The organism is [Pseudomonas] carboxydohydrogena (assembly GCF_029030725.1).
GTDB classification, from domain to species: Bacteria; Pseudomonadota; Alphaproteobacteria; order Rhizobiales; family Xanthobacteraceae; genus Afipia; species Afipia carboxydohydrogena.
The window spans coordinates 2,818,776-2,843,698 of record NZ_CP113162.1 but is presented as its reverse complement, the minus strand read 5'-3'; the positions used below and the strand labels follow the sequence as shown (position 1 = coordinate 2,843,698).

28 protein-coding genes are annotated in these 24,923 nt (G+C 63.8%); 15 read left to right on the top strand and 13 right to left on the bottom strand.

Translation table 11 applies throughout. From position 1 onward, the window contains the following. Positions 1-38: 38 nt before the first annotated feature. From uvrC to AFIC_RS13740, 6 genes are all read left to right on the top strand, one after another. The gene (uvrC, locus tag AFIC_RS13765) at positions 39-2,114 is read left to right on the top strand and encodes an excinuclease ABC subunit UvrC (protein ID WP_275246790.1); all 2,076 of its coding nucleotides are present in this window, start codon (positions 39-41) and stop codon (positions 2,112-2,114) included. A gap of 83 nt (positions 2,115-2,197) precedes the next feature. Next, positions 2,198-2,809: a CDP-diacylglycerol--glycerol-3-phosphate 3-phosphatidyltransferase gene (pgsA, locus tag AFIC_RS13760; protein ID WP_275246789.1), complete on the top strand. Its 612-nt coding sequence runs from the start codon at positions 2,198-2,200 to the stop codon at positions 2,807-2,809. Continuing rightward, positions 2,809-3,060: a molybdopterin converting factor subunit 1 gene (gene moaD, locus AFIC_RS13755; RefSeq protein WP_009339908.1), complete on the top strand. Its 252-nt coding sequence runs from the start codon at positions 2,809-2,811 to the stop codon at positions 3,058-3,060. Before pgsA ends, moaD begins: the two co-directional genes overlap by 1 nt. Positions 3,061-3,129: 69 nt before the next feature. Continuing rightward, on the top strand, positions 3,130-3,603 hold the full coding sequence (locus tag AFIC_RS13750; protein ID WP_275246788.1) for a molybdenum cofactor biosynthesis protein MoaE: 474 nt from the start codon (positions 3,130-3,132) through the stop codon (positions 3,601-3,603). Then, on the top strand, positions 3,603-4,562 hold the full coding sequence (gene prmB / locus AFIC_RS13745) for a 50S ribosomal protein L3 N(5)-glutamine methyltransferase (protein WP_275246787.1): 960 nt from the start codon (positions 3,603-3,605) through the stop codon (positions 4,560-4,562). Before AFIC_RS13750 ends, prmB begins: the two co-directional genes overlap by 1 nt. 94 nt (positions 4,563-4,656) lie before the next feature. Then, the gene (locus tag AFIC_RS13740) at positions 4,657-6,066 is read left to right on the top strand and encodes an MATE family efflux transporter (protein WP_275246786.1); all 1,410 of its coding nucleotides are present in this window, start codon (positions 4,657-4,659) and stop codon (positions 6,064-6,066) included. A gap of 35 nt (positions 6,067-6,101) precedes the next feature. On the opposite strand, the gene AFIC_RS13735 is transcribed toward AFIC_RS13740, so the two are convergent. Then, positions 6,102-7,214: a branched-chain amino acid aminotransferase gene (locus AFIC_RS13735; RefSeq protein WP_275246785.1), complete on the bottom strand. Its 1,113-nt coding sequence runs from the start codon at positions 7,212-7,214 to the stop codon at positions 6,102-6,104. Between AFIC_RS13735 and AFIC_RS13730 the strand changes: the two genes are divergently transcribed. Genes AFIC_RS13730 through AFIC_RS13715 form a run of 4 tightly spaced genes read left to right on the top strand, consistent with a single transcriptional unit; the run spans position 7,213 to position 10,115 of the window. Beyond that, the gene (locus tag AFIC_RS13730; RefSeq protein ID WP_275246784.1) at positions 7,213-7,431 is read left to right on the top strand and encodes a hypothetical protein; all 219 of its coding nucleotides are present in this window, start codon (positions 7,213-7,215) and stop codon (positions 7,429-7,431) included. The genes AFIC_RS13735 and AFIC_RS13730 overlap by 2 nt on opposite strands. 17 nt (positions 7,432-7,448) lie before the next feature. Further along, on the top strand, positions 7,449-7,988 hold the full coding sequence (locus tag AFIC_RS13725) for a MarR family winged helix-turn-helix transcriptional regulator (RefSeq protein ID WP_275246783.1): 540 nt from the start codon (positions 7,449-7,451) through the stop codon (positions 7,986-7,988). Continuing rightward, complete coding sequence (locus AFIC_RS13720; protein ID WP_275246782.1) at positions 7,985-8,710, top strand: response regulator; 726 nt, start codon at positions 7,985-7,987, stop codon at positions 8,708-8,710. Before AFIC_RS13725 ends, AFIC_RS13720 begins: the two co-directional genes overlap by 4 nt. Positions 8,711-8,726: 16 nt before the next feature. Continuing rightward, positions 8,727-10,115 (top strand): ATP-binding protein, encoded by a 1,389-nt coding sequence (locus AFIC_RS13715; protein WP_275246781.1) that lies wholly within the window; start codon positions 8,727-8,729, stop codon positions 10,113-10,115. Between the two features lie 3 nt (positions 10,116-10,118). On the opposite strand, the gene proC is transcribed toward AFIC_RS13715, so the two are convergent. The 7 genes from proC to lgt form a co-directional block, all read right to left on the bottom strand. Beyond that, complete coding sequence (gene proC, locus AFIC_RS13710; RefSeq protein ID WP_275246780.1) at positions 10,119-10,943, bottom strand: pyrroline-5-carboxylate reductase; 825 nt, start codon at positions 10,941-10,943, stop codon at positions 10,119-10,121. A 109-nt stretch (positions 10,944-11,052) separates the two neighbouring features. After that, positions 11,053-11,553 carry a type III secretion system chaperone family protein gene (locus tag AFIC_RS13705; protein ID WP_275246779.1) on the bottom strand — a complete coding sequence of 167 codons (501 nt, stop codon included), beginning with the start codon at positions 11,551-11,553 and terminating at the stop codon, positions 11,053-11,055. Between the two features lie 368 nt (positions 11,554-11,921). Next, positions 11,922-12,917, bottom strand: a complete 996-nt coding sequence (locus tag AFIC_RS13700) for a ribose-phosphate pyrophosphokinase (RefSeq protein WP_275246778.1) — start codon at positions 12,915-12,917, stop codon at positions 11,922-11,924. A gap of 106 nt (positions 12,918-13,023) precedes the next feature. After that, positions 13,024-13,650 (bottom strand): hypothetical protein, encoded by a 627-nt coding sequence (locus tag AFIC_RS13695; protein ID WP_420833397.1) that lies wholly within the window; start codon positions 13,648-13,650, stop codon positions 13,024-13,026. A gap of 119 nt (positions 13,651-13,769) precedes the next feature. After that, positions 13,770-14,534: a peptidoglycan editing factor PgeF gene (pgeF, locus tag AFIC_RS13690; RefSeq protein ID WP_275246777.1), complete on the bottom strand. Its 765-nt coding sequence runs from the start codon at positions 14,532-14,534 to the stop codon at positions 13,770-13,772. Beyond that, positions 14,531-15,574 carry a class I SAM-dependent methyltransferase gene (locus AFIC_RS13685; protein WP_420833396.1) on the bottom strand — a complete coding sequence of 348 codons (1,044 nt, stop codon included), beginning with the start codon at positions 15,572-15,574 and terminating at the stop codon, positions 14,531-14,533. Before AFIC_RS13685 ends, pgeF begins: the two co-directional genes overlap by 4 nt. A gap of 62 nt (positions 15,575-15,636) precedes the next feature. Further along, entirely contained in the window at positions 15,637-16,470 is an 834-nt protein-coding gene (gene lgt / locus AFIC_RS13680; RefSeq protein WP_420833395.1) for a prolipoprotein diacylglyceryl transferase, read from the bottom strand. A gap of 221 nt (positions 16,471-16,691) precedes the next feature. Between lgt and AFIC_RS13675 the strand changes: the two genes are divergently transcribed. Then, positions 16,692-16,946: an accessory factor UbiK family protein gene (locus AFIC_RS13675; protein ID WP_275246774.1), complete on the top strand. Its 255-nt coding sequence runs from the start codon at positions 16,692-16,694 to the stop codon at positions 16,944-16,946. An 18-nt stretch (positions 16,947-16,964) separates the two neighbouring features. On the opposite strand, the gene AFIC_RS13670 is transcribed toward AFIC_RS13675, so the two are convergent. Then, on the bottom strand, positions 16,965-18,047 hold the full coding sequence (locus AFIC_RS13670; protein WP_275246773.1) for an HD-GYP domain-containing protein: 1,083 nt from the start codon (positions 18,045-18,047) through the stop codon (positions 16,965-16,967). Between the two features lie 310 nt (positions 18,048-18,357). Between AFIC_RS13670 and AFIC_RS13665 the strand changes: the two genes are divergently transcribed. Genes AFIC_RS13665 through ychF form a run of 3 tightly spaced genes read left to right on the top strand, consistent with a single transcriptional unit; the run spans position 18,358 to position 20,841 of the window. Next, positions 18,358-19,086, top strand: a complete 729-nt coding sequence (locus AFIC_RS13665; RefSeq protein ID WP_275246772.1) for a 50S ribosomal protein L25/general stress protein Ctc — start codon at positions 18,358-18,360, stop codon at positions 19,084-19,086. 24 nt (positions 19,087-19,110) lie between these two features. Next, a complete protein-coding gene (pth, locus tag AFIC_RS13660) occupies positions 19,111-19,716 on the top strand; it encodes an aminoacyl-tRNA hydrolase (RefSeq protein ID WP_275246771.1) in 606 nt (201 codons plus the stop codon). A 27-nt stretch (positions 19,717-19,743) separates the two neighbouring features. After that, entirely contained in the window at positions 19,744-20,841 is a 1,098-nt protein-coding gene (ychF, locus tag AFIC_RS13655) for a redox-regulated ATPase YchF (RefSeq protein ID WP_275246770.1), read from the top strand. A 20-nt stretch (positions 20,842-20,861) separates the two neighbouring features. Here ychF and AFIC_RS13650 read toward each other — a convergent pair whose 3' ends face one another. The 4 genes from AFIC_RS13650 to AFIC_RS13635 form a co-directional block, all read right to left on the bottom strand. Further along, positions 20,862-21,170, bottom strand: a complete 309-nt coding sequence (locus AFIC_RS13650) for a DUF4282 domain-containing protein (RefSeq protein ID WP_275246769.1) — start codon at positions 21,168-21,170, stop codon at positions 20,862-20,864. Positions 21,171-21,254: 84 nt separating this feature from the next. After that, a complete protein-coding gene (locus tag AFIC_RS13645; RefSeq protein WP_275246768.1) occupies positions 21,255-21,392 on the bottom strand; it encodes a hypothetical protein in 138 nt (45 codons plus the stop codon). Positions 21,393-21,518: 126 nt separating this feature from the next. Further along, on the bottom strand, positions 21,519-21,920 hold the full coding sequence (locus AFIC_RS13640) for a hypothetical protein (protein WP_275246767.1): 402 nt from the start codon (positions 21,918-21,920) through the stop codon (positions 21,519-21,521). A 224-nt stretch (positions 21,921-22,144) separates the two neighbouring features. Next, entirely contained in the window at positions 22,145-23,038 is an 894-nt protein-coding gene (locus AFIC_RS13635) for a hypothetical protein (protein WP_275246766.1), read from the bottom strand. 254 nt (positions 23,039-23,292) lie between these two features. On the opposite strand from AFIC_RS13635, the gene AFIC_RS13630 reads away from it, so the two are divergent. Then, a complete protein-coding gene (locus AFIC_RS13630) occupies positions 23,293-24,912 on the top strand; it encodes an ABC-F family ATP-binding cassette domain-containing protein (protein WP_275246765.1) in 1,620 nt (539 codons plus the stop codon). Positions 24,913-24,923 lie beyond the last annotated feature (11 nt).

Here is a 24,923-nt window from a genome sequence, read left to right as displayed (position 1 = left end):
CGCTGGCCCTCAGGCTTCGCGATCACTAGTTTGGGGCCATGAATAGCGACGATCATGAAAGATCGATGGCCGCGCCAGGGCGGAGCGTTGATGATCCGGTGGCAGGTTCGCCGCAACCCGCCGGCGCGCCGGCGGGTTCCTCCGATGTCCCGCCGCAGGACAGCGATCTTGCCGTGACCAATCCGGAGGAAGACGACTCCGCGCTTCCCGAGCCGGTGGAAGACGAAGCCGAATGGGGCGGCGAGAGCCGCCTCGGGGTCGGCCGCGCCGTGATCGAGCAGGCGGTGAAGCTCGCGCCGATTTCGCCCGGCGTCTACCGCATGCTCAGCGAGGCCGGTGACGTGCTGTATGTCGGCAAGGCCAAGAACGTCAAAAAACGGCTTTCGTCCTATGCCCGCCCCACCGGCCATGTGGTGCGGATCGCGCGCATGATCGCGATGACGGCGAATGTCGAGATCGTCTCGACCGCGACCGAGACCGAGGCGCTGCTGCTGGAGGCGAACCTCATCAAGCAGTTGCGGCCACGCTTCAACGTGCTGCTGCGCGACGACAAGTCGTTTCCCTATATTCTCATCACCGGCGATCACTGGGCGCCGCAACTCGTCAAGCATCGCGGCGCGCAGACCCGGCCCGGCCGATATTTCGGACCGTTCGCCTCCGTGGGCGCGGTCAACCGGACGCTGACGGCGTTGCAGCGTGCGTTCCTGATCCGCTCCTGCACGGATTCGTTCTTCGAGGGCCGCACCCGGCCTTGCCTGTTGTTCCAGATCAAGCGCTGCGCGGGTCCATGCACCGGCGAGATCGACTTCCCCGCCTATACCGGACTTGTGCGCGAGGCGACCGACTTCCTCTCCGGCCGCAGCCGCGCGGTGAAGGGGCAATTGGCGAAGGAGATGGAGGCGGCCTCCGCCGAACTCGAATTCGAACGTGCCGCGCTGTATCGCGACCGTCTCGCCGCGCTGTCGGCTGTGCAGGCGCAGCAGGGCATCAACCCGCGCACGGTGGAGGAGGCTGATGTGTTCGCCATCCATCAGGAGGGCGGCTATAGCTGCGTCGAGGTGTTCTTCTTCCGCACCGGACAGAACTGGGGCAACCGCGCCTATTTCCCGCGCGCCGACAAGTCGCTGACGGCTGAAGAAGTGCTGGGCTCGTTCCTGTCGCAATTCTACGACGGCAAGCCGCCGCCGAAGCTGGTGCTCCTCTCCCACAGGATCGAGGAAGAGGAATTGCTGGCCAGCGCGCTCACCGTCAAGGCCGGATTCAAGGTCGAGGTTTTGACGCCGCAGCGCGGCGAGAAGAAAGAACTGGTCAATCATGCGCTGACCAATGCGCGCGAGGCGCTGGGCCGCAAGCTCGCCGACACCGCGACGCAGACGCGGCTGCTCGACAGCCTCGTGAGCGCGCTGCAACTGCAAAAGCCGCCGCGCAGGATCGAGATCTACGACAACAGTCACATTCAGGGCACCAACGCGGTCGGCGCCATGGTGGTCGCGGGGCCGGAAGGCTTCATGAAAAACCAGTATCGCAAATTCAACATCCACTCCGAGAATCTGACGCCGGGCGACGATTACGGCATGATGCGCGAGGTGTTGCAGCGCCGATTCAAGCGGCTATTGTCGGCGGATGCGGGCGCGCAGGCCAAGGACGACGACGTTCCGCAATGGCCGGACCTCGTCATCATCGACGGCGGCCTCGGCCAGTTGAACGCGGTGCGCCAGATTTTCGATGAACTCGGCGTCGCCGGGGTGTCGCTGATGTCGGTCGCCAAGGGGCCGGACCGCGACGCCGGGCGCGAAACGCTGTTCCTGCCGGACCGTCCGGCCATCAAGCTGGAGCCGCGCGATCCGGTGCTGTATTTCATCCAGCGGCTGCGCGATGAGGCACACCGTTTCGTGATCGGATCGCACCGCAAGCTGCGGAAGAAGGACATCCGCGAGGCGGGCTTGCAGGAAATCCCCGGCATCGGCCCGGCGCGCAAGCGAGCGCTGCTGCATCATTTCGGCACGCTGAAGGAAATCGAGCGCGCCTCGCTGGCCGACCTCGGCAAGGTTCCGGGTGTGAGCGCCGAGAGCGCGCGGCGAATCCACGATTTCTTCCATCCCGCCCGGTCCTGACCGGCGAGTCCGACAGGGGACATAACCGCCATGATCGCCTTCGCTGTTGACCTTGGGAGCCGCACAGTATTGGTATCGTGCCCATGTCCAGTGTGACCACCCGCAAGCCGCTCAAACACTCGTTTGCGCTGCCGAACATCCTGACCTATTCGCGGATCGCGGCCGTGCCGATCGTGGTCGCCTGCATGTATGCCCAGTCGATCGGCAACGGACCCTTGTGGCTGCGCTGGGTCGCGCTCGCGGTCTTCATCATTGCCGCGGTCACCGATTTCTTCGATGGCTATTACGCGCGGATGTGGAATCAGCAATCCGCGTTCGGGCGAATGCTCGATCCGATCGCCGATAAATTGCTGGTGGCGTCGTGCCTTCTGATGCTGGCGGCGGATGAAACCATCAAGGGTTGGTCGCTGTGGGCGGCGATCGTGATCCTGTGCCGCGAAATTCTGGTGTCGGGGTTGCGCGAATATCTCGCCGCGCTCCATGTCCGCGTCCCGGTGACGCAGCTTGCGAAGTGGAAGACCACTGTTCAACTGGTGGCTATCGGGTTTCTGATCGCGGGTGAGGCGGGCGAGGCGATCCTGCCGCCGACCATCCCGATCGGAATCACGCTGTTGTGGATATCGGCTCTCGTCACGCTCTATACCGGCTGGGATTATTTCCGTTCCGGCATCCATCATCTGGTGGAGGATGAGTGATGAAGGTTCTTTATTTCGCATGGGTGCGCGAGCGCATCGGCAAGGCGGAAGAGACGATCGATCCGCCCGCCGCCATCCGGACGGTCGGTGATCTGATCGGCTGGCTGACGCAGCGCGGCGAGGAATACGCTCGCGCTTTCGAGAAGCCCGCGATCATCCGCGCCGCCATCGATCATACCCATGTGAAACCGGACGCCGCGATCGCGGGCGCGCGCGAGATCGCGTTCTTTCCGCCGATGACCGGCGGTTGAGGCGCTCATGATCCGGAAAAGTGGAAACCGGTTTTCCGATAAGATCATGCGCAAATCAGAGAAACGATCATGACGATCCCGATCACAGTCCGTGTGCAGCATGACGATTTCGACGTCGCGCTCGAAACCAGAATGCTGATCGCGAACCGCCCGGACATCGGCGCGGTGGTGAGTTTCATCGGCATCTGCCGCAGCGGCGATGACGATCTGGCGATTTCGGAAATGACGCTGGAGCATTATCCCGGCATGGCGGAAACCGAAATCCGCCGCCACGCCGAAGAAGCGCGCCGCCGCTGGCCGTTGTCGGGCGTCACCGTGATCCATCGCTTCGGCACCGTCACGCCGGGCGATAACATCGTGCTGGTACTGACGGCGTCATCGCATCGCGAGGCGGCATTTCAGGCGGCGGAGTATCTGATGGACTATCTCAAGACCAACGCGCCGTTCTGGAAATCCGAAAAGCGCCTGTCGGGAACCAAAGGCGTCTGGGTCGAGGCGCACAGCGCTGACGACGCGGCGGCCTCGCGCTGGGAGCACAAGTAATGGCGCGCAAGACGAAGAAGATCGCGCGCCCTGCGCCGCGCCGCAAGGCTGCTCCACTCGCGAAGCCCGGCGAGTTGCTGACGCTACTGGATTTCCTGCGCTATGCGGTGAGCCGTTTCAACGAGGCCGAACTTGTGTTCGCGCATGGGACCACCGATCCGGTATCCGAGGCGGCATTCCTCGTCAGCGAAGCGTTGCATCTGGCACCCGACCAGTTCGAGACTTTCGCGCAGGCGCGCGTGAGCAAGGCGGAAGCCGCGAAACTGCTGCATCTGATCGAACAGCGCGTGCGCACGCGCAAGCCTGTCGCCTATCTCGTCAATAAAATCTACATGCGCGGCCTGCCGTTCTATGTCGATGAGCGCGTGATCGTGCCGCGCTCCTTCATCGGCGAGTTGCTGGATTCGCATTTCAGCGGCGAGAGCGAGATGCCGCTGATCGACGATCCCGGCAGCGTCGGGCGCGTGCTCGATCTCTGCACCGGCTCGGGCTGTCTTGCCATTCTCGCGGCGCAGACGTTCTTCAATGCGACGCTGGATGCGGTCGATCTCTCGAAGGATGCGCTCGCGGTGGCGGCGACAAACGTCGCCGATTACGGTCTCGGGGATCGCATCGCGCTGCACAAGGGCGATCTGTTCGCGCCGCTCGGCAACGAGCGCTACGACCTCATCATCTCCAACCCGCCTTATGTCGATGCGGAAGGCATGGCGTCGCTGCCGCCGGAATGCAGGCATGAGCCGAAGCTCGCCTTCGACGGCGGCACGGACGGCATCGCCATCGTGAGGCGGATTGTGAAGGAGGCCGCGCGCCACCTCACACCGAACGGCGGACTTCTGTGCGAAGTCGGCCGCTGCCGCGAGGCGGTGGAGGATGCTTTCCCGAGCCTGCCGCTGCTCTGGCTTGATACGGAGGAATCCGAGGGCGAGGTGTTCTGGGTCGGCGCGCAGGATCTGGTCTGATCTGGTTGACCTGATTCACGGCCGCACAAGCTGGCTAAATTGCCACGATCTTGCGATATGTCGCCCGCCACGACCTCATCTCTGATCGGATTTCATGCTCTTCAACGCACAAGGAAGCGACGAGCCACGTTTGTGGCGCGATGAATTTCGCGCCATGCTCGAACTCGGCTGGCCGCTGGTCCTGACCAATCTGGTGCAGATCGCGCTGACCACGACGGATGTGATCGTGGTGGGTCGTCTCGGGCCGGAGCCGCTCGCCGCAGCCACCCTCGGGGTCAATCTCTATCTCGCCGTGCTGCTGTTCGGCATCGGCCTTCTGACCGCGACGTCCCCGATGATGGCAAGCGCGATCGGCCGCAAACTTCATATGGTGCGCGACGTGCGCCGCACTTTTCGCCAGGGGCTGTGGAGCGCCTTGATCGTCGCGGTGCCGAGCTGGATTGTGTTGTGGCAGGCGGAAGCGATCCTGATCGCGTTCCGGCTCGATTCCGCGCTCGCGGCGGAAGCGGCCGTCTTCATGCATCATCTGCAATGGGGATTGTTGCCGTCGCTCGGCTACATCGTGCTGCGTTCGTTCGTCGCCGCACTGGAGCGGCCGGTGTGGGCGCTGCTCGTCACCGGTCTGGGGTTTGTCTTCAATATCGCCGCGAACTACGCGCTTGTGTTCGGCCATTTCGGTTTTCCGGCGATGGGGTTGAGCGGCGCGGGCACGGCGACGGCGCTGTCGAACCTGTTTCTGTTCGTCGGCATGGTGATCGTGGTGATGCGCGCGGCGCGTTTTCGCCGCTATCGCCTGTTCGGCCATTGGTGGCGGCCGGACTGGCCGCGATTGCGGACGCTGTGGCGGATCGGGCTGCCGATCGGCGCGACCGTGATGTTCGAGATCACGGTGTTCAACGCGGCCGTGTTCCTGATGGGGCAGTTCGGCACCGATGCCATCGCCGCCCATGCCATCGCGATCCAGATCGCATCCACCACGTTCATGGTGCCGATGGGCGTGGGACAGGCGGCGACGGTGCGTGTCGGTTTGGCCTATGGCGCGCGCGATGCGGACGGAATCACCCGCGCGGGCTGGACCGCCTTCGCGCTGGCCATCGCCTTCATGGCGGCGATGAGCGCTCTGATGCTTGCCGAGCCGCGCCTGCTGATCGCGGCCTTTGTCGACCTCAACGATCCGGCTAATGCCGCGGTCATCAGCCTTGCGGCATCGTTCCTGATGTGGGCGGCGATCTTCCAGATCGCCGACGGCGCGCAGGTGGTCGGCGCGGGAATGCTGCGCGGCCTACAGGATACAAGGGTGCCGATGATCTACGCCGCTATCGGCTATTGGGGCATCGGCATGTCGCTCGGCCTGCTGTTCGCGTTCAGATTCGGCTTCGGTGGCACCGGAATCTGGATTGGCCTCGCCTCGGGCCTTGCGGTGGTCGCCTGCGCGATGATCGGCCGCTGGATGCGCCGCGCCCGATTGGGACTGGTGCCGGGAAACGAAAACGCCGCAGCGTAGGCTGCGGCGTTATTCAAATCCGTCAGGGAAGCGGATCAGAAGACTTTCCTGATCCAGTTGTGCGCATCCGCCGTGCGGCCGTACTGAATATCCACCAGTTGCTTGCGCAGGCCCATCGCGACCGGACCGGCCGTGCCGCCATTGATCGCGAAATCGCCGCTCGTCGAATGCACCTTGCCGATCGGCGAGATCACCGCCGCCGTGCCGCAGGCGAAGGCTTCTTTCAGCTTCCCGCTGGCGGCATCGGCGCGCCACTGGTCGATGGTGTAGGGCTCCTCGCGCACGAGCGTCCCGGCTTCCCGTGCGAGCGTGATAATCGAGTCGCGCGTGATGCCCGGCAGGATGGTGCCGAGTGGCGGCGTCAGCAGCGAGCCGTCGTCGAACACGAAGAAGATGTTCATGCCGCCGAGTTCTTCGATATAGCGGCGCTGGACCGCATCGAGGAACACCACCTGATCGCAGCCATGCTCGATGGCTTCGGCTTGCGCGCGCAGGCTGGCGGCATAATTGCCGCCGCACTTGACCGCGCCGGTGCCGCCGACAGCCGCGCGCGTGTAATTCTCCGAGATCCAGATCGAGACGGGGGCAGGCCCGCCCTTGAAGTAGGAGCCGACCGGCGATGCGATCACGGCGAAGATGTATTCAGCGGACGGCTTGACGCCGAGGAAGATCTCGTTGGCGATCATGAAAGGCCGCAGATAGAGGCTGCCTTCGCCGCCCGGAATCCAGTCGCGGTCGGTGCGCACCAGATGCTCGACGGCGTCGATGAACACGTGCTCCGGCAGCGGCGCCATCGCCATGCGTTCCGCCGAATTCCAGAAACGCCGCGCATTGGCGTCGGGGCGGAACAGGTTCACGCCGCCATCGGCGCGCCGGTAGGCCTTGAGGCCCTCGAAAATCTCCTGGGCGTAGTGCAGGACGGCCGTCGCGGGGTCCAGGGCGAAGCTCGCGCGGGATTCGATGCGTGCGCCGTGCCAGCCCTTCGTGTGGTTGTAGCGGACGACAGCCATGTGATCGGTGAAAATGCGGCCAAACCCGGGATCGGCGAGTTTTGCCATGCGGTCGTTTGCGGGCGTGGGATTCGCTGCGAGTTGCTTGTCGAATTCCAGCAAGACCGCGCCATCGATTTTGTCGAAGGACACGCCCATGATTTTGTCTCCCAATGTCGCCGGTCGGATCGTTCCGGATGGCCAGCACGGATGCCGTTACAATTTCGCGAAATCCGTGAAGTCCAGTATGTTTCGCGCCGGGCAGCCGGACAATCAATCGCTAGATTGGCCTGCCGCCGTGTCATTTCCCGAGACTTTCGCGGAACACCCGGATTTTTCCGAAAGTTTCGTGAAAGGCACCAGCTTTGTAATGTAAAACCAAAATATGTCAATATGGCTGACATAAATTTGAAAACCCTCAGAACCGAGCTTTCGGGCAGCCGATCCCTGCCGCCCGAGGTGCGCTGGGACATCGTCGAACTGCTGTTCTTCGCCTATCGCGATTTCGTCGGCGATGCCGACCATGTGCTGGAGGAATTCGGCTTCGGCCGCGCGCATCATCGCGTGATGCATTTCGTCCAGCGCTATCCGGGACTGAAGGTCGCAGACCTGCTGGAGGTTCTGCGCATCACCAAGCAATCGCTCGGGCGGGTGCTGAAGCAGCTTCTCGACGAGGGCTACATCATCCAGCGGGCCGGCGACAGCGATCGTCGGCAGCGTCTTCTTTTCGCCACGGCCAAGGGCGAAGCGCTGGTGGTGAAACTGGCAAGCCTTCAGACCATGCGCATCGACCGTGCGCTGGCGCAGCTCGGCCCGGAGGGCGCTATCAGTGTCCGCAAGTTCCTGCTCGGCCTCATCGACCATGACGATCCCGACAAGGTGCTTGAGGTCATACTCAAGGGCGCCAGCCCGGACATGAGGACGAGATCGTGAGCGAGACGGCGGCCGGTGCAAAAAGGCTGAAGCCGATCAACGACGAGGCGCCGCATCTGCTGCTGGTGGATGACGACCGCCGCATCCGCGATCTCTTGTCGCGCTTCCTCGGCAATGAAGGCTATCGCGTCACCACGGCGAAAAGCGCCGCCGCCGCGCGCGCCAAACTGACCGGGCTGGATTTCGATCTCCTGATCCTCGACGTGATGATGCCGGGCGAGACCGGTTTCGAATTCGCACGGAGCTTGCGCGAAACCTCGCAGGTGCCGATCATCATGCTGACCGCGCGGCATGAAGCGGAAAGCCGGATCGAAGGCTTGCAGATCGGCGCCGACGATTATGTCGCAAAGCCGTTCGAGCCGCGAGAACTGCTGTTGCGCATCGCCAACATCCTCAAGCGGGTGGCGCCGGCCGCGGTGGAGGCGGTGGAGTCGGTTGCGTTCGGGCCTTACGTCTATCATCTGGAGCGCGGCGAACTGCGCAACGGCGAGGAAGTCGTCCATCTCACCGACCGTGAGCGCGAAATGCTGCGCATCCTCGCGACCTCGCCGGGCGAAACCGTGCCGCGCGGCGCGCTGACCGGCAATGGCGCCAACGGCAACGAGCGCGCGGTGGACGTCCAGATCAACCGCCTGCGCCGCAAGATCGAACGCGATCCCGCCAATCCCTTGTTCCTGCAAGCGGTGCGTGGTGTCGGCTACCGTTTGGTGGCTTCGCCATGATCCCAGTCGTCCGCATATGAATATTCTCGAATCCGTAAAGTCAGTGCTGCATCCCCTGCTGCGGGGACTTTCGACGCTGAACGAATGGTTCGCGCGCGGCCTCAAGGAACTGATGCCGAAGGGACTTTATGCGCGCGCGCTGCTCATCATCATCGTGCCGATGGTGATCCTGCAATCCGTCGTTGCGTTCGTGTTCATGGAGCGGCACTGGAACACGGTGACGCGGCGCCTGTCGGCGGCGGTGGTGCAGGATATCTCCGCGCTGATCGATGTCTACAAGACCTATCCGCAGGACAAGGACCGCGTGCAGTTCAAGCGCATCGCGCAGACGCGGCTCGGTCTCGTGGTGGATTTCCTGCCGCCCAACGACATGCCGCCGCCGGGCCCGAAGCCGTTCTTCTCGCTGCTCGATCAGGCGCTGTCGCTGCAACTGAGCAGACAGATCGGCCGTCCGTTCTGGATCGATACGGTGGGACGATCCAGCCTCGTGGAAATTCGCATCAAGCTCGACGATGCGGTGATGCGCGTCTACGCGCAGCGCAGCGCGGCCTATGCCTCGAACTCGCAGATCTTCATCTTCTGGATGCTCGGCACGTCGTCGATTCTTCTGATTGTCGCGGTGCTGTTCCTGCGCAACCAGATCAGGCCGATCCTGCATCTGGCCGACGCCGCCGAGAACTTCGGCAAAGGGCGCGACGCACCGAACTTCCGGCCGCGTGGCGCGCGTGAGGTGCGGCGAGCGGCGCAGGCTTTCATGGAGATGAAGGAGCGCGTCGAGCGCAGCATCGAACAGCGCACCACCATGCTCGCGGGCGTCAGCCACGACCTGCGCACCATCCTGACCCGCTTCAAGCTCGAACTGGCATTGCTCGGCGACGGTACGGAAGCCGATGGCATGCGCAAGGACGTCGACGAGATGAGCGGCATGCTGGAGGATTATCTCGCCTTCGCGCGCGGTGACAGCGGCGAGCAGGCGACGCCGACCGACATGGCGCAGGCGCTGGAGGAATTGCGCGGCGACGCGGAACGGCACGGCCATCCGGCGACCGTGACTTTCGATGGCGATCCGATGGTCACGGTGCGCCCGGCCTCGTTCAAGCGCTGTCTCGCCAACCTCGTCTCGAATGCGGCGCGCCACGCCGATACGATCTCGATCACAGGCTATCGCGACGACCGCTGGCTGACGGTGACGGTGGATGATGACGGCCCCGGCATTCCGCTGCATCTGCGCGAGGAAGTGTTCAAGCCGTTCCTGCGGCTCGACGATGCGCGCAATCAGGACGAGGGCGGCACCGGCCTCGGCCTTGCCATCGCCCGCGATATCGCCCGCGCCCATGGCGGCGACATCACGTTGGGCGACAGCCCGCTCGGCGGCCTGCGCGCAGCGGTGCGCGTGCCGGTGTAAGAGTTACTTCGCCAGTTCCCGCGATCGTTTTGTTGCGGCGGCCACGGCGCGCGTCAGCAGCGGCTGAAAGCCGCCCGGACCCATCAGCACCTCGAGCGCGGCTGCGGTGGTGCCGCCGGGCGAAGTGACGTTCTTGCGCAGCGTCTCGCTGCTCAATTCCGAGCGGTGCAGCAACTCGCCCGAGCCCGCCACCGTCTCGCGTGCAAGCCGCGTGGCCAATTCCGGCGACAGGCCTGCCGCGATGCCGGCGCGGGCAAGCTCTTCGGCGAGCAGGAAGACATAGGCCGGTCCCGAACCCGACACGGCGGTGACGGCGTCCATCAGCGCCTCGTCGTCGATCCATTCGACGCTGCCGGTGGCGCGCAGCAGCGCATCGGCGATATCGCGTTGCTGTTGGCCGACGCCTGCTTCGGCAACCGCGACGGTGATCCCGCGTCCGATCGCGGCCGGGGTGTTCGGCATCGCCCGCACCACCTTGCCGCCGCAGGCCTGCGAGAGCTTGGCGATCGGCATGCCCGCCATGATCGAAATCACCAGCGTGGCCGGCTTCACGAGCGTACGCAGTTGAGGTGCCGCGTCCGCGAACATCTGCGGTTTCACGGCCATCACCAGCACGGCGACGTCACCGGGCTGAGCTGGATTGATGCGCAGGCCCTTCGCGGTCAGCGACGTGATGTCATCCGAAGGCGCGGGATCGATCACCGCGAGCCTGTCGGCGGCCACGCCCTGCGCAAGCCAGCCCGACAACATCGCGCCGCCCATCTTGCCCGCGCCCGCAAGCACGATGGAGCCGTTCAGGTTTGCGGGTGCATTGGAGGATGTGGTCATCAAAGCCGCCTTTCAGGACTTGCTGCGGGCGTGGCCGCAGCAATCATCGCCTGGCAAATTGTCTTGCGATGGATGCCCGGGTCAAGCCCGGGCATGACGGCAAAGCCCCTTACGCCTCGCCCATGGTGTCGAACATCGCCGCCGACATCGCCTCGACTGCGGTCTTGCCGCTCCAGACCACAAACTGGAAGGCGGGGAAGTAACGCTCGCAGGCCATCACGGCGGTTTCGAACATCGTCTCGCATTGTGCGTTCGAGGCGCTCATGTTGCCCGGCAACAGCAGCGACTGCCGGTGCATCACCACGCCCGACTGCGACCAGAGATCGAAATGGCCGACCCACATCTGCTCGTTGGCGGCTGCGATCAGGCGCTGCACCTCGGCGCGGCGTGCGACCGGAATCTTCATGTCGAAGGCGCAGGCGACGTGCAGGGCCTCGATCTCCGGCATCCAGGTGAAGGAGATCTGATAGTCGGTGAAGCGGCCCTTGTAGACGATCGTGACTTCGTCCTCGCCGGAGCGCTCGAAGGCAAGATCGTTGCTGGCCGCGATTTCCTCGACGACCGCGAGCGGGCTGGATGCTGAATCGAGAGAGATGTCCAAGAGGGACATGCCGGCTTCATCCTGTTGATGGGTGCACGCGGAACGAGATGCAAAACGGTTTGACGATCATCGTCGCCACAAATCCGAACCGGCTTGGTCGTTCAGGCCGTCCGAAGGTGCACGAGAATTGATCGGTGATTTGCGACTCGGGCGCAATCGAACGCAGACTCGTTCCACAGGCATTCGGGAAAAAAATGAAGTCATCAACAGGCGAAAAGAGAACAAACCGGAATCAAACCGGCGATTGCGACTCCGGCGCGAAGATTTCGCGTCATGCGAGTCCCGCCGGGGGCCGTCCGGATGAATCGATGCGGCGCACGGCGAAGGCCGCGCAAACCGGATTGGCAGAAAAGGGAGGGGCTGCGAGGGGCGGCCGTTCAGTCGAACAGGCTCGACACCGACTCTTCGGAAGCGGTGCGGTCGATCGCCTCGCCGATCAGTGTGGCGATCGGAAGCGAGCGGATGTTCGGCGCGTTGCGTACGGCTTCTGTCGGCTCGATGGAGTCGGTGATGACCAGTTCCTTGAGCTTCGAGGCGGTGATGCGGGCCACGGCGCCGCCCGAGAGAACGCCGTGGGTGATGTAGGCGTAAACGTCCTTGGCGCCGTTGGCGAGCAGCGCGTCGGCCGCGTTCACCAGCGTGCCGCCGGAGTCCACGATGTCGTCCACCAGCACGCAGGTATAGCCGGAGACGTCGCCGATCACGTTCATCACCTCGGATTCGCCGGCGCGCTCGCGGCGCTTGTCGATGATCGAGAGCGGCGCGTTGATCCGCTTGGCGAGACCGCGCGCGCGGACCACGCCGCCGACGTCAGGCGACACCACCATCACGTTCTCAAGCTGGAAGCGGTCGCGGATGTCCTTCACCATCACCGGCGAGGCGTAGAGATTATCGGTCGGGATATCGAAGAAGCCCTGGATCTGTCCGGCGTGCAGATCGAGCGTCATCACGCGGTCGGCCCCGGCATGGGTAATCAGGTTGGCGACGAGTTTTGCGGAGATCGGCGAGCGCGAGCCGACTTTCCGGTCCTGCCGGGCATAGCCGAAATACGGGATCACTGCGGTGATGCGGCGCGCGGAGGCGCGGCGCAGCGCGTCGATGATGATGAGCAGTTCCATCAGGTGGTCGTTGGCCGGGTAGGACGTGGACTGCACCACGAACACGTCCGAGCCACGGACGTTTTCCTGAATCTCGACAAAGATTTCCATGTCAGCAAAGCGCCGGACCACGGCCTTTGTCATCGGCAGGTCGAGATAGCTGGATATGGCCTGAGCCAGCGCCGGGTTGGAATTGCCGGTGACGAGCTTGATCGAACCGTTTTTCGCCGACGCGGAGGTCTTGTCCCGCGTCTTCGTTCCCACGCTCGTCAGCATATCGGCAGGCCCCTGTTTACCCGGCTCTTTCAGTTGCCGGGGTGATAACAAGCGCATACCGCCGCTGGCAATAAGACGTGTGTTTTTTTCCGCTGAATCCCGGAATCTATTGGCCGCTGAAGGCCAATGCCTGGGCGGGAGCGCCAGTTTCCGGCGTCCCGGCGGCCGGCAGGCCCGCCACGGCGGGACCGGCAGTCTCGGGAACCGGCGGGGCCGATTGGACCGGCGCAGCGCCGCCATTGACCAGATTGGTCAGCCCGCTGAGGCCGGCCTGAGAGATCCTGCGCAGAACCTGATCGCTGGCGGCATCCCAGGCATCGGCTCCGGCGGTGCCTGCGGGCTCGGTGCCGCTGAGGCGGGCGGCGCGGCTCTGGTCGCCGGCATAGACATCCCAGACCCATGCGATGGAGGCGTTATGGGTGCCGCGCTTGACCTGGGCCGCGTAATAGCTGCGCACCCGGTAGGTCGGGTTGGCATCGCGGGACACCACGGAAATATGGCGGGTGGTCCCCTCGGTCTCGAGCACCTTCACGAGGCGCTGGAACACCTGCGGCGGCGGTCCATCGACGGATTCGAAGGCGACGGTCGGGCCGAATCCCTGCGAGGAAGCTGTCGGGCCGGGTCCTTCCGCCGTGCAGCCTGCGGTCAGCAGCGCCAGGGCGCCAAGCGCCAGCCAGCCGAAAGCCTTTTTCTGGCGAGGCATTTTCGCCCGGCCCAGCATGCTCGCTGCCATCGTCAGGATTGAAGGGGTCACAAATCGCTTCCCTGCCGGCGTCTGCCGCGCCGTAGGCCAAACCGATATCGTTAAAATGCATTAACGTCTAGGGCAGAGGGAGGGCCGTCGAAGCGTGGTTAATCCAGCACCAGCGCGTGGATATTTCGCCCGTAATCGGGCTCGGCGCGATGCGTGGTCCGGCGGTAGCTGAAAAAACGCGGATCGGCATAGGTGTCGATGCCGACGTCGTCGAGGGCCTCGATCCCGGCGCGCGCGAGCCGTGTGCGGATGAAACCTGCGAGATCGAACATCGCGTGATCGGGCCGGGACGAGGGGATGAAGTAGCGTGCGTTGTCGGCATCGGTCACGCTGAAGCGTTCGACGAACTCCGCGCCCACTTCGTAGCTTGGCTGGCGAATGAGCGGGCCGATCGCCGCGCGGATGTCTTGCCTGCGTGCGCCGAGCGTTTCCATGGCTTTGAGCGTCGCCTCGACCACGCCACTGAGCGCGCCCTTCCATCCGGCATGCGCGGCGCCGATCACCCGCGCCTTGGGATCGGCGAATAGCACCGGTCCGCAATCCGCGGTGGTGATGCCGATGGCGAGCCCCGGCGTGCGCGTCACCAGCGCGTCGGCATGCGGCCGCTCATCGTTCGGCCATGGCGCGGTGACGATCGCGACATCCGGCGAATGCACCTGATAGACGGTGAGGAAATGCGACGGCTCGACATCGAGCGCCTGCGCCATGCGCCGGCGGTTCTCATGCACGCGGGTCGGATCGTCCTTCGAGCCGAGTCCGCCGTTCAGGCTCCCGTAAATTCCTTTCGACACGCCGCCCTCGCGGGTGAAGAAGGCGTGGCGCAGCCCCGGCAGTTCCGACAGCAAGGACGATGTGACGATCATGAAGGCGTATCGGACAGCGCCGCGAGCGCCGGAATGGAGGGGTGCGACAGGCCGAGCACCTTGAACAGCGAACCCATCGCCTTCGGGCCGCTCTCGACCAGCCGTTTCAGTGCGCTGGCGATATCGCCCGCGCTTTGCGAGGCGGAATGCTTGATGAGCGTTTGTGCGCGCGTCTCGATGCCGAGATGGCCGAGGAACGTGCCCTGCTCGACGGGGCCGTGCGCAAGCACGCCCATCGATTGCGCGGCATCGGCCAGCGCCTGGAAATCGACATGCGCGGTGAGATCGGCGGTGCCGGGTGCGCGCAAGGGATCGGTGTATTTGTGTTTGGCGACAGCCTGGAAGGTGTCGCCCGCATCAGAGCGGATATGACCGTAGTCGATCAGGAGCGCGGCGCCGCCGAATTCGCGGATGCGGCGCGCGAGCGCCATGATCTCGTTGGTCTCGCGCCACTCGAAGATCGTGCCGTTCGGCGCGTTGCGCACATGCGGCGGCACCGAAACCTCGAAACGAGGCGTCGGCTCGGGCGCGGTGGTGAAGATGAAAACATCGTCATCGACGCCCACCATGCGCTCGTGCCAGCCGGTGTCCTTCTTCACCATCTGATGGATCGGCAGCACGTCGAAATATTCGTTGGCGAGAATGATCGCAGGTCCTTCCGGCACGTCGCCGAGCAGATGATGCCACTGAAACGGCTTGATGTCGGCGAGCGTGTCGCGCTGGATCGCGCGCAGCGATGGACTGACCTCGACGAGATGCACGTCGATGGCGTCGAAAAACGCGGGCAGAATCCGGATCGCGCGCAGCGCGTCCGCCATCATGGTGCCGCGCCCGGGACCGAGTTCGATCAACTGGATGCGCTCGGGCATGCCCATCGCGTTCCAGACCGAGGCCGCCCACAGGCCGATCAGTTCGCCGAACATCTGGGAAATTTCCGGTGCGGTGGTGAAGTCGCCGCCACGGCCGAGCGGATCGCGGTTGACGTAATAGCCGTATTCCGGATGCGTCATGCAAAGCTGCATGTAGCGCGAAACCGGCATCGGCCCCGCGGTCGCGATCAACTGGCGCAGATAAAGCTCGAACGGCGTGTATTCGGTATCGATCACGATGCCTCGTTGTTGCGCGCGCCGCGCCGCAGCGCCACGCCGATGAATGCCAGCCCCGCCACGATCATGGGGACCGACAATATCATTCCCATCGTCAAACCGCCCCACAGAAATCCGAGTTGAGGGTCCGGTTCACGGAAAAATTCGCCGGTGATGCGTGCAAGCCCATAACAGGTTGCGAAAATGCCGATGATGAGCCCGGGCCGCTTCAGCGCGCCGCAGCGGATAGCGACCGCGAGCACGATGAACAGCAGCACGCCTTCGAGGCTCGCTTCGTAGAGCTGGCTCGGATGGCGCGGCACCGGGCCGCCGGTCGGAAATACCATTGCCCATGGCAGGGTGGGATCGGCCGGGCGGCCCCACAATTCGCCGTTGATGAAATTCGCCAGCCGCCCGAGCAGCAGCCCGATCGGGCCGACCGCGCAGGTGACGTCGCCTAGCGACAGTACCGGGATCTTGCGGCGGTAGCCGAACGCCAGCACCGCGACGACGCAGCCGAGGAACCCGCCATGGAACGACATGCCGCCATTCCACAATTCAAGAATCTGCGCCGGGTGCGCGATGAAGAAATCGAGATTGTAGAACAGCACGTAGCCGGTGCGTCCGCCGAGAATGATGCCGAGCGTCACCCACAGGATGAAATCGTCGAAATCGAGCGTGGTCATCGGCGCGCGGCCGCCCCACAATTTCTCGGTACGGATGATGCTGCGGGCGTAGAGCCAGCCGATGACGATGCCGCCGATATAGGCCAGCGCGTACCAGCGGATCGCCAGAGGCCCGAGCCTGATCGCGATCGGATCGAATGCCGGAAACTGGAGCAGCAGCGGGATGAGCGTCGCGGCAAGGAGGATGGTGGACGGCATCGGCGTTCAATCCCGGTGGACGGTCATCACGTCATGCGGTCATGGCCGCTGTCGTGGGGCAAAGTCAAGCAGACCACGGCCTGTTCATGGAACGATGACATTAAAGTGCCGCGAGACGGCTTGCGCGGGCGCGCCGCGATCCCCATTGTGTTCTCCAGAACCGGCCGTGGCCGCCATCGGAGATGAAGATGACCCAGACCAACAACCGCTTTTTCGATGAAGTCGCGCGGCTGATGAACGACGCCGCCGGTGCCGCCCAGGGCGTCAAGCGCGAGATCGACACGGTGGTGCGGCATCAGGCCGAGCGCATCCTCAACGATCTCGATCTCGTCAAGCGCGAGGAGTTCGACGCGGTCAAGGACATGGCGCGGCTCGCGCGCGAGGAGAACGAGGCTCTGAAGGCGCGGATCGCCGCGCTCGAAGCCAGGCTCGGCGGCGGCTAGCGGAAAGCAGGAAAGCCGTTACGTCGCCAGCACCACCGGGCGGAACGCCTGGAGCAGGGGCTGGTCGATCTGCGTCTGCATCTGCTCCATCGCCGCGATCGCATCCTGATGCGACATCGGAGGGCTGTCGGCGCGGTCCTCCACCAGCATCGCGAAGATATCGACGATGGTGATCATGCGCACGATATCGGATATCTGATCGCCGCTCAGTTGCTGCGGATAGCCACTGCCGTCGAGCAGTTCGTGGTGATGCAGCACCACGTCGAGCATTTCCGGCGGAAAATCGCCGTGCGCCCTGAGCACGTCGTGGCCGATCTGCGTATGCTTGGCGAGTTCGGCTTCTTCGTCCGGCGTCAGCGCCTCGGGTTTGTCGAGGATCGCGGCCGGAATGTACGCCTTGCCGACATCGTGGATCAGGGCCGCGCGGGCGAGGCGGCGCTGGTCTTCGTTACGCATCCCGAGATGCTGGGCGAAAGCGACGGCATAGCCGGTGACGAACAGCGTGTGACGGTAGCTGCGGACATGATGCTTGTTGATGGCGACGAGCCATTCGCGCAGGCTGGAACGGCGCAGCGCCCGCAGGATCTTGTCCTCGGCATGGACGATATCGCTGTAGGACAGCGGCACGCCGGCCGGCAGTTTTTCAAACATGCGGACCATCACGTCCTGAGCGGCGGAGAGTCCTTCGCTGAGCACGATGCTCGCGCTGGTTTCTTCCTCCGTCTGCGGGAAAGAGAGGGCAACGCGTTGCAGGATGGTCTTGGGGTCGAACGGCCAGCGGATGGTGTCGGTTGCGCCGAGCGACCATGCCTGGGTCGCCTCCCGGTGCAGTGAATCCGACAGTACGAACAGCCGCGGCATGCCCTGATAGGCCTTGCCGGTCAGCTTGCGGCGAACCGTCTGGACGCTTGGAACCGAAGACAGATCGATGTCGATGACAATGCCCGCATAATTATCCGGATTGTCGGGCATCTCGTCGGTCGTCATGCGCTCGACCTCGCCGGCCCTGGTCAGGATGGCGATGAGGTCGTCGCTGCGGTCGTTGCGGTCGGATGCAAGGAGCACGCGCCTTCTGGCGGCGGACCTGTATGCAAGCGTCATCTGGGCCTCTTCTGGAACCGATTTTTGCCGGGCCTGGCGTTCTTCCGGCACCGGGAACCTAGGCCAAAGTTCCGACAAAACCGTTTCGGAACCCTTAGAATTTTACCTGTCAGCCGTTTTTGCCGATGAAACTTCGGGGGGCGCCGGAGCGGATTCGGCCCGGTTTTCGAGCGCCATTCCTTGTCTTTTCAGGCCGTTGGGGCTAAGAACCGGCTCGTTCGCGGCCCCCGCACCCCTGGAGGCTTGCCGCGGCGATCGAACGGGCCGCGTTTGCGGCCCTTAAATTTTGCAAAAACAAGGACTTACAACTATGGCGACCGTCAAGGAATTGAAGGCGACCGCTCGTCCGAAGGCCGGCAAGGGGGCCGCTCGGGCTGAACGTCGCGCTGGCCGCGTGCCGGCTGTGATCTACGGCGACAACAAACCGCCGGTCACGATCTCGCTCGACGACAAGGCATTGCGTCAGAGCATTTTCGCAGGCCACTTCCTCACCACGCTGCTGAACATCGATCTCGATGGCCAGAAGCACCGGGTGATTCCGCGCGACTACGCGCTCGATCCGGTGAAGGACTTTCCGCTGCATGTCGATTTCCTCCGCCTCGGCGAAGGCGCGACCATCCGCGTCAGCGTTCCGCTGCACGTGAAGGGCGCCGAAGTCTCGCCGGGCGTGAAGCGTGGCGGCACGGTCAACATCGTCAACCACACGGTCGAACTCGAGGCGGATGTCGAGCACATTCCGCAGTTCATCGAGGTCGATGTGTCCAAGCTCGAAATCAACAACTCGCTGCACCTCAGCGATGTTCAGTTGCCGAAGGGCGTGAAGCCGGTCTCGCGCGATGACGTGACGCTCGTCACCGTGGTGCCGCCGTCGGGCATGGGCGAAGAAGCCAAGCCTGCCGCGGAAGCCGCAGCGGCTCCTGCGGCCGGTGCCGCTGCTCCTGCGGGTGGCGCGGCCAAGGCGCCTGCGGCCGGTGCTGCGGCTCCCGCCGCTGCCGGTGCCGCCAAGGCCCCTGCGGCCGGTGGCGACAAGAAGAAGTAAGAGACCAGCAAGAGAACCCGAGTCATGCGCCTGTTCGTCGGGCTGGGAAATCCCGGATCGAAGTACGAAGGCAACCGGCACAATATCGGGTTCATGGTTCTCGACGAAATGGCGCGGCGCCCCGGTTTCTCACCGTGGCGCCGTCGCTTTCAGGGCGAGACCTCCGAGGGCGTGCTGGACGGCGAGCGCGTCATTCTCCTGAAGCCTGCGACCTACATGAACGAATCCGGTCGCGCGGTGCAGGAGGCCGCGAATTTCTTCAAGCTCGGCGAGAGCGATGTCGTGGTGTTTCACGACGAGATCGAATTGCCGCCCGCCAAGGTTCGGGTCAAGGTCGGCGGCGGCATCGCCGGACACAACGGCTTGCGTTCGATCTCGTCGCATGTCGGCAACGAATACAAGCGCGTGCGGATGGGGGTGGGCCACCCCGGCGTCAAGGAACTGGTGCATATCCACGTGCTGAACGATTTCGCGAAAGCGGAGCGGCCCTGGGTCGAGGCGCTGTGCAGTATTGTTTCGGACAACGCCGCGCTGCTCGCGCAGGGCAAGGACTCCGCGTTTCAGAACAAGGTTCATCTTGCGATGGACGCCAAGGGCTTCGGCCCGAAGGACGAAACCAGCGACAAATGATCTGGCGCTGACGATCGAGGGGATATCATGGGATTCAAATGCGGCATTGTCGGATTGCCGAACGTCGGCAAGTCCACGCTGTTCAACGCGCTGACGGAAACGGCGGCGGCTCAGGCGGCGAACTATCCGTTCTGCACCATCGAGCCGAATGTCGGCGCGGTCGCGGTGCCTGACCCTCGGCTCGACAAGCTCGCCGCTGCCGCCAAGTCGGCGCAGATCATCCCGACGCAACTGACGTTCGTGGACATCGCGGGCCTCGTGAAGGGCGCGTCCAAGGGCGAAGGACTCGGCAACCAGTTTCTCGCGACCATCCGCGAGGTGGACGCGGTGGCGCATGTGGTGCGCTGCTTCGAGGATTCCGACATCACCCATGTCGAGGGCAAGATCGCGCCGCTCGCCGATATCGAGACCATCGAGACCGAACTGATGCTCGCCGATCTCGAAAGCCTCGAGAAGCGCGTCGATAACCTGAGCAAGAAGGCGAAGGGTGGCGACAAGGACTCCAGGGAGCAACTCGATCTGGTCGAGCGCGCGCTGAAGCTGCTGCGCGACGGCAAGCCCGCGCGCTTTCTCGAACGCAAGCCGGAGGAGGAACGGGCGTTCCGCATGCTTGGCCTGCTGACCTCGAAACCGGTTCTCTATGTCTGCAACGTCGAGGAAGGCGCGGCCGCCAGCGGCAATGATTTCTCGAAGGCGGTGTTCGAGCACGCGAAGAAGGAGGGCGCGGTCGCGGTGGTGATCTCCGCCAAGATCGAATCCGAGATCGCGACACTGTCGCGCGAGGAGCGCGCGGACTTCCTGTCAACGCTTGAACTGGAGGAGGCGGGTCTCGATCGCCTGATCCGCGCCGGTTACGACCTGCTGCACCTCATCACCTATTTCACGGTGGGCCCGAAGGAAGCCCGCGCCTGGACCATCACCAAGGGCACCAAGGCTCCGGGTGCGGCCGGCGTGATCCATACCGATTTCGAGAAGGGCTTCATCCGCGCCGAAACCATCGCTTATGACGATTATGTCACGCTGGGCGGCGAAGCGGGCGCGCGCGATGCGGGCCGGCTGCGGCTGGAAGGCAAGGAATACGTGGTCGCCGATGGCGACGTGATGCACTTCCGGTTCAATACCTGATTGAATGGAATGCCGCGGTTTCAGAACCGCGGCTGCGTGTCGGTGCGCCCCTGCTCGCGGATCGCGCCGAGGTGTTCGTTGATCCGGAATACGATCAGCACGAATTCGGCGACGATGCGCGAGAACACCACGCCCGCGACGACGCCCGCGATCGCCATCAGCACCATGATGAATCCGGCGAACGGGCTGATCGCCATTTGCAAAAGCCCGCCGAAAATCCCCGAGATGCCGCCGAGAATGACGAGCGCGATCACCAGCCAGTAGAAGGTCTTGATGATCGTCGGCGTGATGAAGCGGTCCCACTGGAAAAGATCGTTGATCTGAAACATGCGCAAATCCCCTGTTGCGTTTGATTCAATTCTCGCACGGCGGATGCGCCGGAGAAAGCCGCAACGGCGTTCTTTTTCGAGGGGCTATTTGATGTAGGCAAGCGACAGCACCACGACTGCGATGGCGAGAAACAGCACGAAGCGGATCAGGATGATCGCGATGTTCTGTCTTGAGGACGGAAGCGGAATCGGCTCCGCGGTATCGGGCTTGATGATCTTCACGGTTTGACCCTGTATGACGCGCCGGGATGGCGCATTCATTCAGTCGCGTGAGACGCGCTGCGGGTTCAAACCGGCAACGGGGCCGCACCGGATGGACGGGCGGCCCTGCCGATCATGGGGCGGGTCCTATTGCTCGGACGGCCGCTTCCACTGGGCGATGCTGTCGGAGATCATCCGGGTCGACTTCATCGCGGTCTGGCTCAATTGGGCGAAGCTCGCCAGTTCGCGCTGCACGCGCTGGCCTTCCTCATGCATGAAGCCGCGCAGACTCTCGAGCTCGGCGATCAGGGTATCGATCTCGCTTGCGGAGGCACCGGCGACACGCTGGATCAGCGTGTTGACGTTGTTGACGGTGGCCTCGGCAGCCGCATCCGGCGCATCGCCGGAGTGAAGGATCGAAGGCGTCTTGCGCAGGTAGGCGATATCGTTGCGGACGAAATCGCGGATGCCGGCCTCGACATCGGTCACGGCGGCGAGATTGTCGTCGATTTCGTTGGTCTCGATTTTTTCTGACGGCATGGCGTTCATCGGCTTTCTCCTTTTCGCAAGGCTTGCGAGCGGTTGTCCCCCGCACGACGAAGCTGAGGCCGCATTACTTCAACGGATCGTGACCATAACGAGGCAGGACTGGGGTCATCGTCCGCGCCTTTTGTGGACAAGACGATATGGCTGTCGCGGCCGTGCCGGCGTTAAGTTCGCATTTACATCGTATTGCGAAATGAACGGGTTCCCGCCGGTGTCCGGGAACGCTGCTACCAGTGATATTTGTATCCGGCGGTGAGGCTCTTGTTGTCGAAGCCGTCGGCGGTCTGCGCATAGGTACCCGAAATGCTGACGCCGCCGAACAGCTTCTGTTCCGCGCCGACACGGCCGAGCCACTTATTATCCAGCGAGGATTGGGTCTCGCCCGCGATCAGGCTCGTGCCGGTATCGCGGAATTCGAGCTTGGCCGAGCGATCGACTTCGATGCTGCGGCCCGTGCGCGGCCCAAGGCCCGCGATCGGCGTATCCAGCGGCTGCACCACGGCATAACCGTTCTGCACGGTGAGGGCGTACTGGTTGTTGTCCATCGGGATCGTTTTGCTGATCGCGGTGCCGATCTTGTTCTGGTCGGCGGACGGATCGATCCGCGCGTTGAGCGATGTCTTGTCCCAGATGCCGGCGACACCGGGCGCGCTCATGGTCGCCCAGAGGCTGCCGCCGGATTGCAGCGATGACGTATCGCCCTGCGCCTGACGCGCGAGCAGTTCGCCCGAAGTCACCGGACCATCGGGCGCGACGTTCATGTCGGCGCCGACCTTGGCGTCCGCGAACGGCAGCACCGATTGTTTCACGGTCATGGATGAGCCGCCGTCGTCCTTCACCGTGCGATCCCAGTTCGCGGCGGGTCCGGACAGTGTTGCGGGCGCGCGATATTTATATGTCTTGTCGGCCGTCACCGGAATGGAGGGATCCAGCAGACTCCATTCGAACGCGGTCGGCTCCGGCACGTCCGCAGCCGCCTCGTCCTGGGTCTGCGCCGGCTGGCTGGATTCATCGTCCTGCGCGCGTGCGTGCGCCGTCGCCACTGACAGCATCAGCAGCGCGGCAGGCAAAACGCAGTCCGCCCGGATCTGGCGCGGAACTCTGGCAAACAAAGAGATCATCGGTTTCTCGCAAGACGGGGCCACAGGCCGCCGACCTCAAACGATGGCGGTTAATAACATGTTTCGGAGGTGCGGTTCAGCCCTCGGTGCCTCACGCCATGCACAAATATTTCTCATGCGCGGTGCCGCAATGCTGTCGTAATTCTGAAATTTGCGCCGTGGCCCTTTGCAAGGGAACTGCGCCCTTTCGCAAACGCTCCGCATGGCTTAAGAGCCTGCGCAAATCCTTTCATCTCTCATCATTCAACGGCGTCATGATTCGTTTCGACAATATCGGCAAGCAGAACGGCCATCAGATCATTTTCATCGAGGCGCAGGCGACTCTCCTTAAGGGCGAGAAGGTCGGCCTCGTCGGCCCCAACGGTTCGGGCAAGACCACGCTGTTCCGCCTCGCCACCGCGCAGGAACTGCCCGACGAAGGCCAGGTCGCGGTCGAGCGCGGCGTGTCCATCGGCTATTTCAGCCAGGACGTCGGCGAGATGGCGGGGCACAGCGCCGTCTCCGAGGTGATGAACGGCGTCGGGCCGGTGAGCGAAGTCGCGGCCGAGTTGAAGGAACTCGAAGCTGCGATGGCCGACCCGGATCGCATGGACGAGATGGACGAGATCATCACCCGTTACGGCGAGGTGCAGGCGCGTTTCGAGGAGCTTGATGGCTACGCGCTGGAAAGCCGGGCGCGCGAGGTGCTCGCGGGCCTGAGCTTCACGCAGGAAATGATGGACGGCGATGTCGGCAATCTCTCCGGCGGCTGGAAGATGCGCGTGGCGCTGGCGCGGATTCTGTTGATGCGGCCGGACGTGATGCTGCTCGACGAGCCGTCGAACCATCTCGACATCGAAAGCCTGATCTGGCTCGAAGGCTTTCTCAAGAATTACGACGGCGCGCTGCTGATGACCTCGCACGACCGCGAGTTCATGAACCGCATCGTCAACAAGATCATCGAGATCGACGGCGGCACGCTGACCTCCTATTCCGGCAATTACGAATTCTACGAACAGCAGCGCGCGCTGGCCGACAAGCAGCAGCAGGCGCAGTTCGAGCGCCAGCAGGCGATGCTGGCGAAAGAGATCAAGTTCATCGAGCGCTTCAAGGCGCGTGCCTCGCATGCCGCGCAGGTGCAGAGCCGGGTGAAGAAACTCGACAAGATCGAGCGCGTCGATCCGCCGAAGCGCCGCGAGACCGTGTCGTTCGATTTTCCGGCAGCACCTCGTTCGGGCGAGGATGTGGTGACGCTGAAAAGCGTGCAGAAGGGTTACGGCGAACGGCGCATCTATGACGGGCTGGATTTTCAGGTCCGCCGCCGCGAGCGCTGGTGCGTGATGGGCATCAACGGCGCGGGCAAGTCCACGCTGCTCAAACTCGTCGCGGGCGCGTCGGAGCCGGACGAGGGCGATGTCGCGGTCGGCGCCAGCGTGAAGATGGGCTACTTCGCCCAGCATGCGATGGATCTGCTCGACGGCGAGCGCACCGTGTTTCAGTCGCTGGAGGATTCATTCCCGCAGGCCGGGCAGGGGTCGTTGCGCGCGTTGGCCGGCTGCTTCGGTTTTTCCGGCGACGACGTCGAGAAGAAATGCCGCGTGCTCTCCGGCGGCGAGAAGGCGCGGCTCGTGATGGCGAAGATGCTGTACGATCCGCCGAACTTTCTGGTGCTGGACGAGCCGACCAACCACCTCGACATCGCGACCAAGGAAATGCTGATCACGGCGCTGTCGCAGTATGAGGGCGCGATGCTGTTCGTCTCGCATGACCGTCACTTCCTCGGTGCGCTCTCCAATCGCGTGCTGGAATTGACGCCCGACGGCATCCATCAATATGGCGGCGGCTATACGGAATATGTCGCGCGCACCGGGCATGAGGCACCGGGGGTGGGGTAAGCAGATAGAGT

Excerpts from the sequence above, each read along its gene's own strand:
- uvrC (WP_275246790.1), top strand. The coding sequence starts at position 39 with ATGAATAGCGACGATCATGAAAGATCGATGGCCGCGCCAGGGCGGAGC.
- pgsA (WP_275246789.1), top strand. The coding sequence starts at position 2,198 with ATGTCCAGTGTGACCACCCGCAAGCCGCTCAAACACTCGTTTGCGCTG.
- moaD (WP_009339908.1), top strand. The coding sequence starts at position 2,809 with ATGAAGGTTCTTTATTTCGCATGGGTGCGCGAGCGCATCGGCAAGGCG.
- AFIC_RS13750 (WP_275246788.1), top strand. The coding sequence starts at position 3,130 with ATGACGATCCCGATCACAGTCCGTGTGCAGCATGACGATTTCGACGTC.
- prmB (WP_275246787.1), top strand. The coding sequence starts at position 3,603 with ATGGCGCGCAAGACGAAGAAGATCGCGCGCCCTGCGCCGCGCCGCAAG.
- AFIC_RS13740 (WP_275246786.1), top strand. The coding sequence starts at position 4,657 with ATGCTCTTCAACGCACAAGGAAGCGACGAGCCACGTTTGTGGCGCGAT.
- AFIC_RS13730 (WP_275246784.1), top strand. The coding sequence starts at position 7,213 with ATGATTTTGTCTCCCAATGTCGCCGGTCGGATCGTTCCGGATGGCCAG.
- AFIC_RS13735 (WP_275246785.1), bottom strand. The coding sequence starts at position 7,214 with ATGGGCGTGTCCTTCGACAAAATCGATGGCGCGGTCTTGCTGGAATTC.
- AFIC_RS13725 (WP_275246783.1), top strand. The coding sequence starts at position 7,449 with ATGGCTGACATAAATTTGAAAACCCTCAGAACCGAGCTTTCGGGCAGC.
- AFIC_RS13715 (WP_275246781.1), top strand. The coding sequence starts at position 8,727 with ATGAATATTCTCGAATCCGTAAAGTCAGTGCTGCATCCCCTGCTGCGG.
- proC (WP_275246780.1), bottom strand. The coding sequence starts at position 10,943 with ATGACCACATCCTCCAATGCACCCGCAAACCTGAACGGCTCCATCGTG.
- AFIC_RS13705 (WP_275246779.1), bottom strand. The coding sequence starts at position 11,553 with ATGTCCCTCTTGGACATCTCTCTCGATTCAGCATCCAGCCCGCTCGCG.
- AFIC_RS13700 (WP_275246778.1), bottom strand. The coding sequence starts at position 12,917 with ATGCTGACGAGCGTGGGAACGAAGACGCGGGACAAGACCTCCGCGTCG.
- AFIC_RS13695 (WP_420833397.1), bottom strand. The coding sequence starts at position 13,650 with ATGGCAGCGAGCATGCTGGGCCGGGCGAAAATGCCTCGCCAGAAAAAG.
- pgeF (WP_275246777.1), bottom strand. The coding sequence starts at position 14,534 with ATGATCGTCACATCGTCCTTGCTGTCGGAACTGCCGGGGCTGCGCCAC.
- AFIC_RS13685 (WP_420833396.1), bottom strand. The coding sequence starts at position 15,574 with ATGCCGGTTTCGCGCTACATGCAGCTTTGCATGACGCATCCGGAATAC.
- AFIC_RS13675 (WP_275246774.1), top strand. The coding sequence starts at position 16,692 with ATGACCCAGACCAACAACCGCTTTTTCGATGAAGTCGCGCGGCTGATG.
- AFIC_RS13670 (WP_275246773.1), bottom strand. The coding sequence starts at position 18,047 with ATGACGCTTGCATACAGGTCCGCCGCCAGAAGGCGCGTGCTCCTTGCA.
- AFIC_RS13665 (WP_275246772.1), top strand. The coding sequence starts at position 18,358 with ATGGCGACCGTCAAGGAATTGAAGGCGACCGCTCGTCCGAAGGCCGGC.
- pth (WP_275246771.1), top strand. The coding sequence starts at position 19,111 with ATGCGCCTGTTCGTCGGGCTGGGAAATCCCGGATCGAAGTACGAAGGC.
- ychF (WP_275246770.1), top strand. The coding sequence starts at position 19,744 with ATGGGATTCAAATGCGGCATTGTCGGATTGCCGAACGTCGGCAAGTCC.
- AFIC_RS13650 (WP_275246769.1), bottom strand. The coding sequence starts at position 21,170 with ATGTTTCAGATCAACGATCTTTTCCAGTGGGACCGCTTCATCACGCCG.
- AFIC_RS13640 (WP_275246767.1), bottom strand. The coding sequence starts at position 21,920 with ATGAACGCCATGCCGTCAGAAAAAATCGAGACCAACGAAATCGACGAC.
- AFIC_RS13635 (WP_275246766.1), bottom strand. The coding sequence starts at position 23,038 with ATGATCTCTTTGTTTGCCAGAGTTCCGCGCCAGATCCGGGCGGACTGC.
- AFIC_RS13630 (WP_275246765.1), top strand. The coding sequence starts at position 23,293 with ATGATTCGTTTCGACAATATCGGCAAGCAGAACGGCCATCAGATCATT.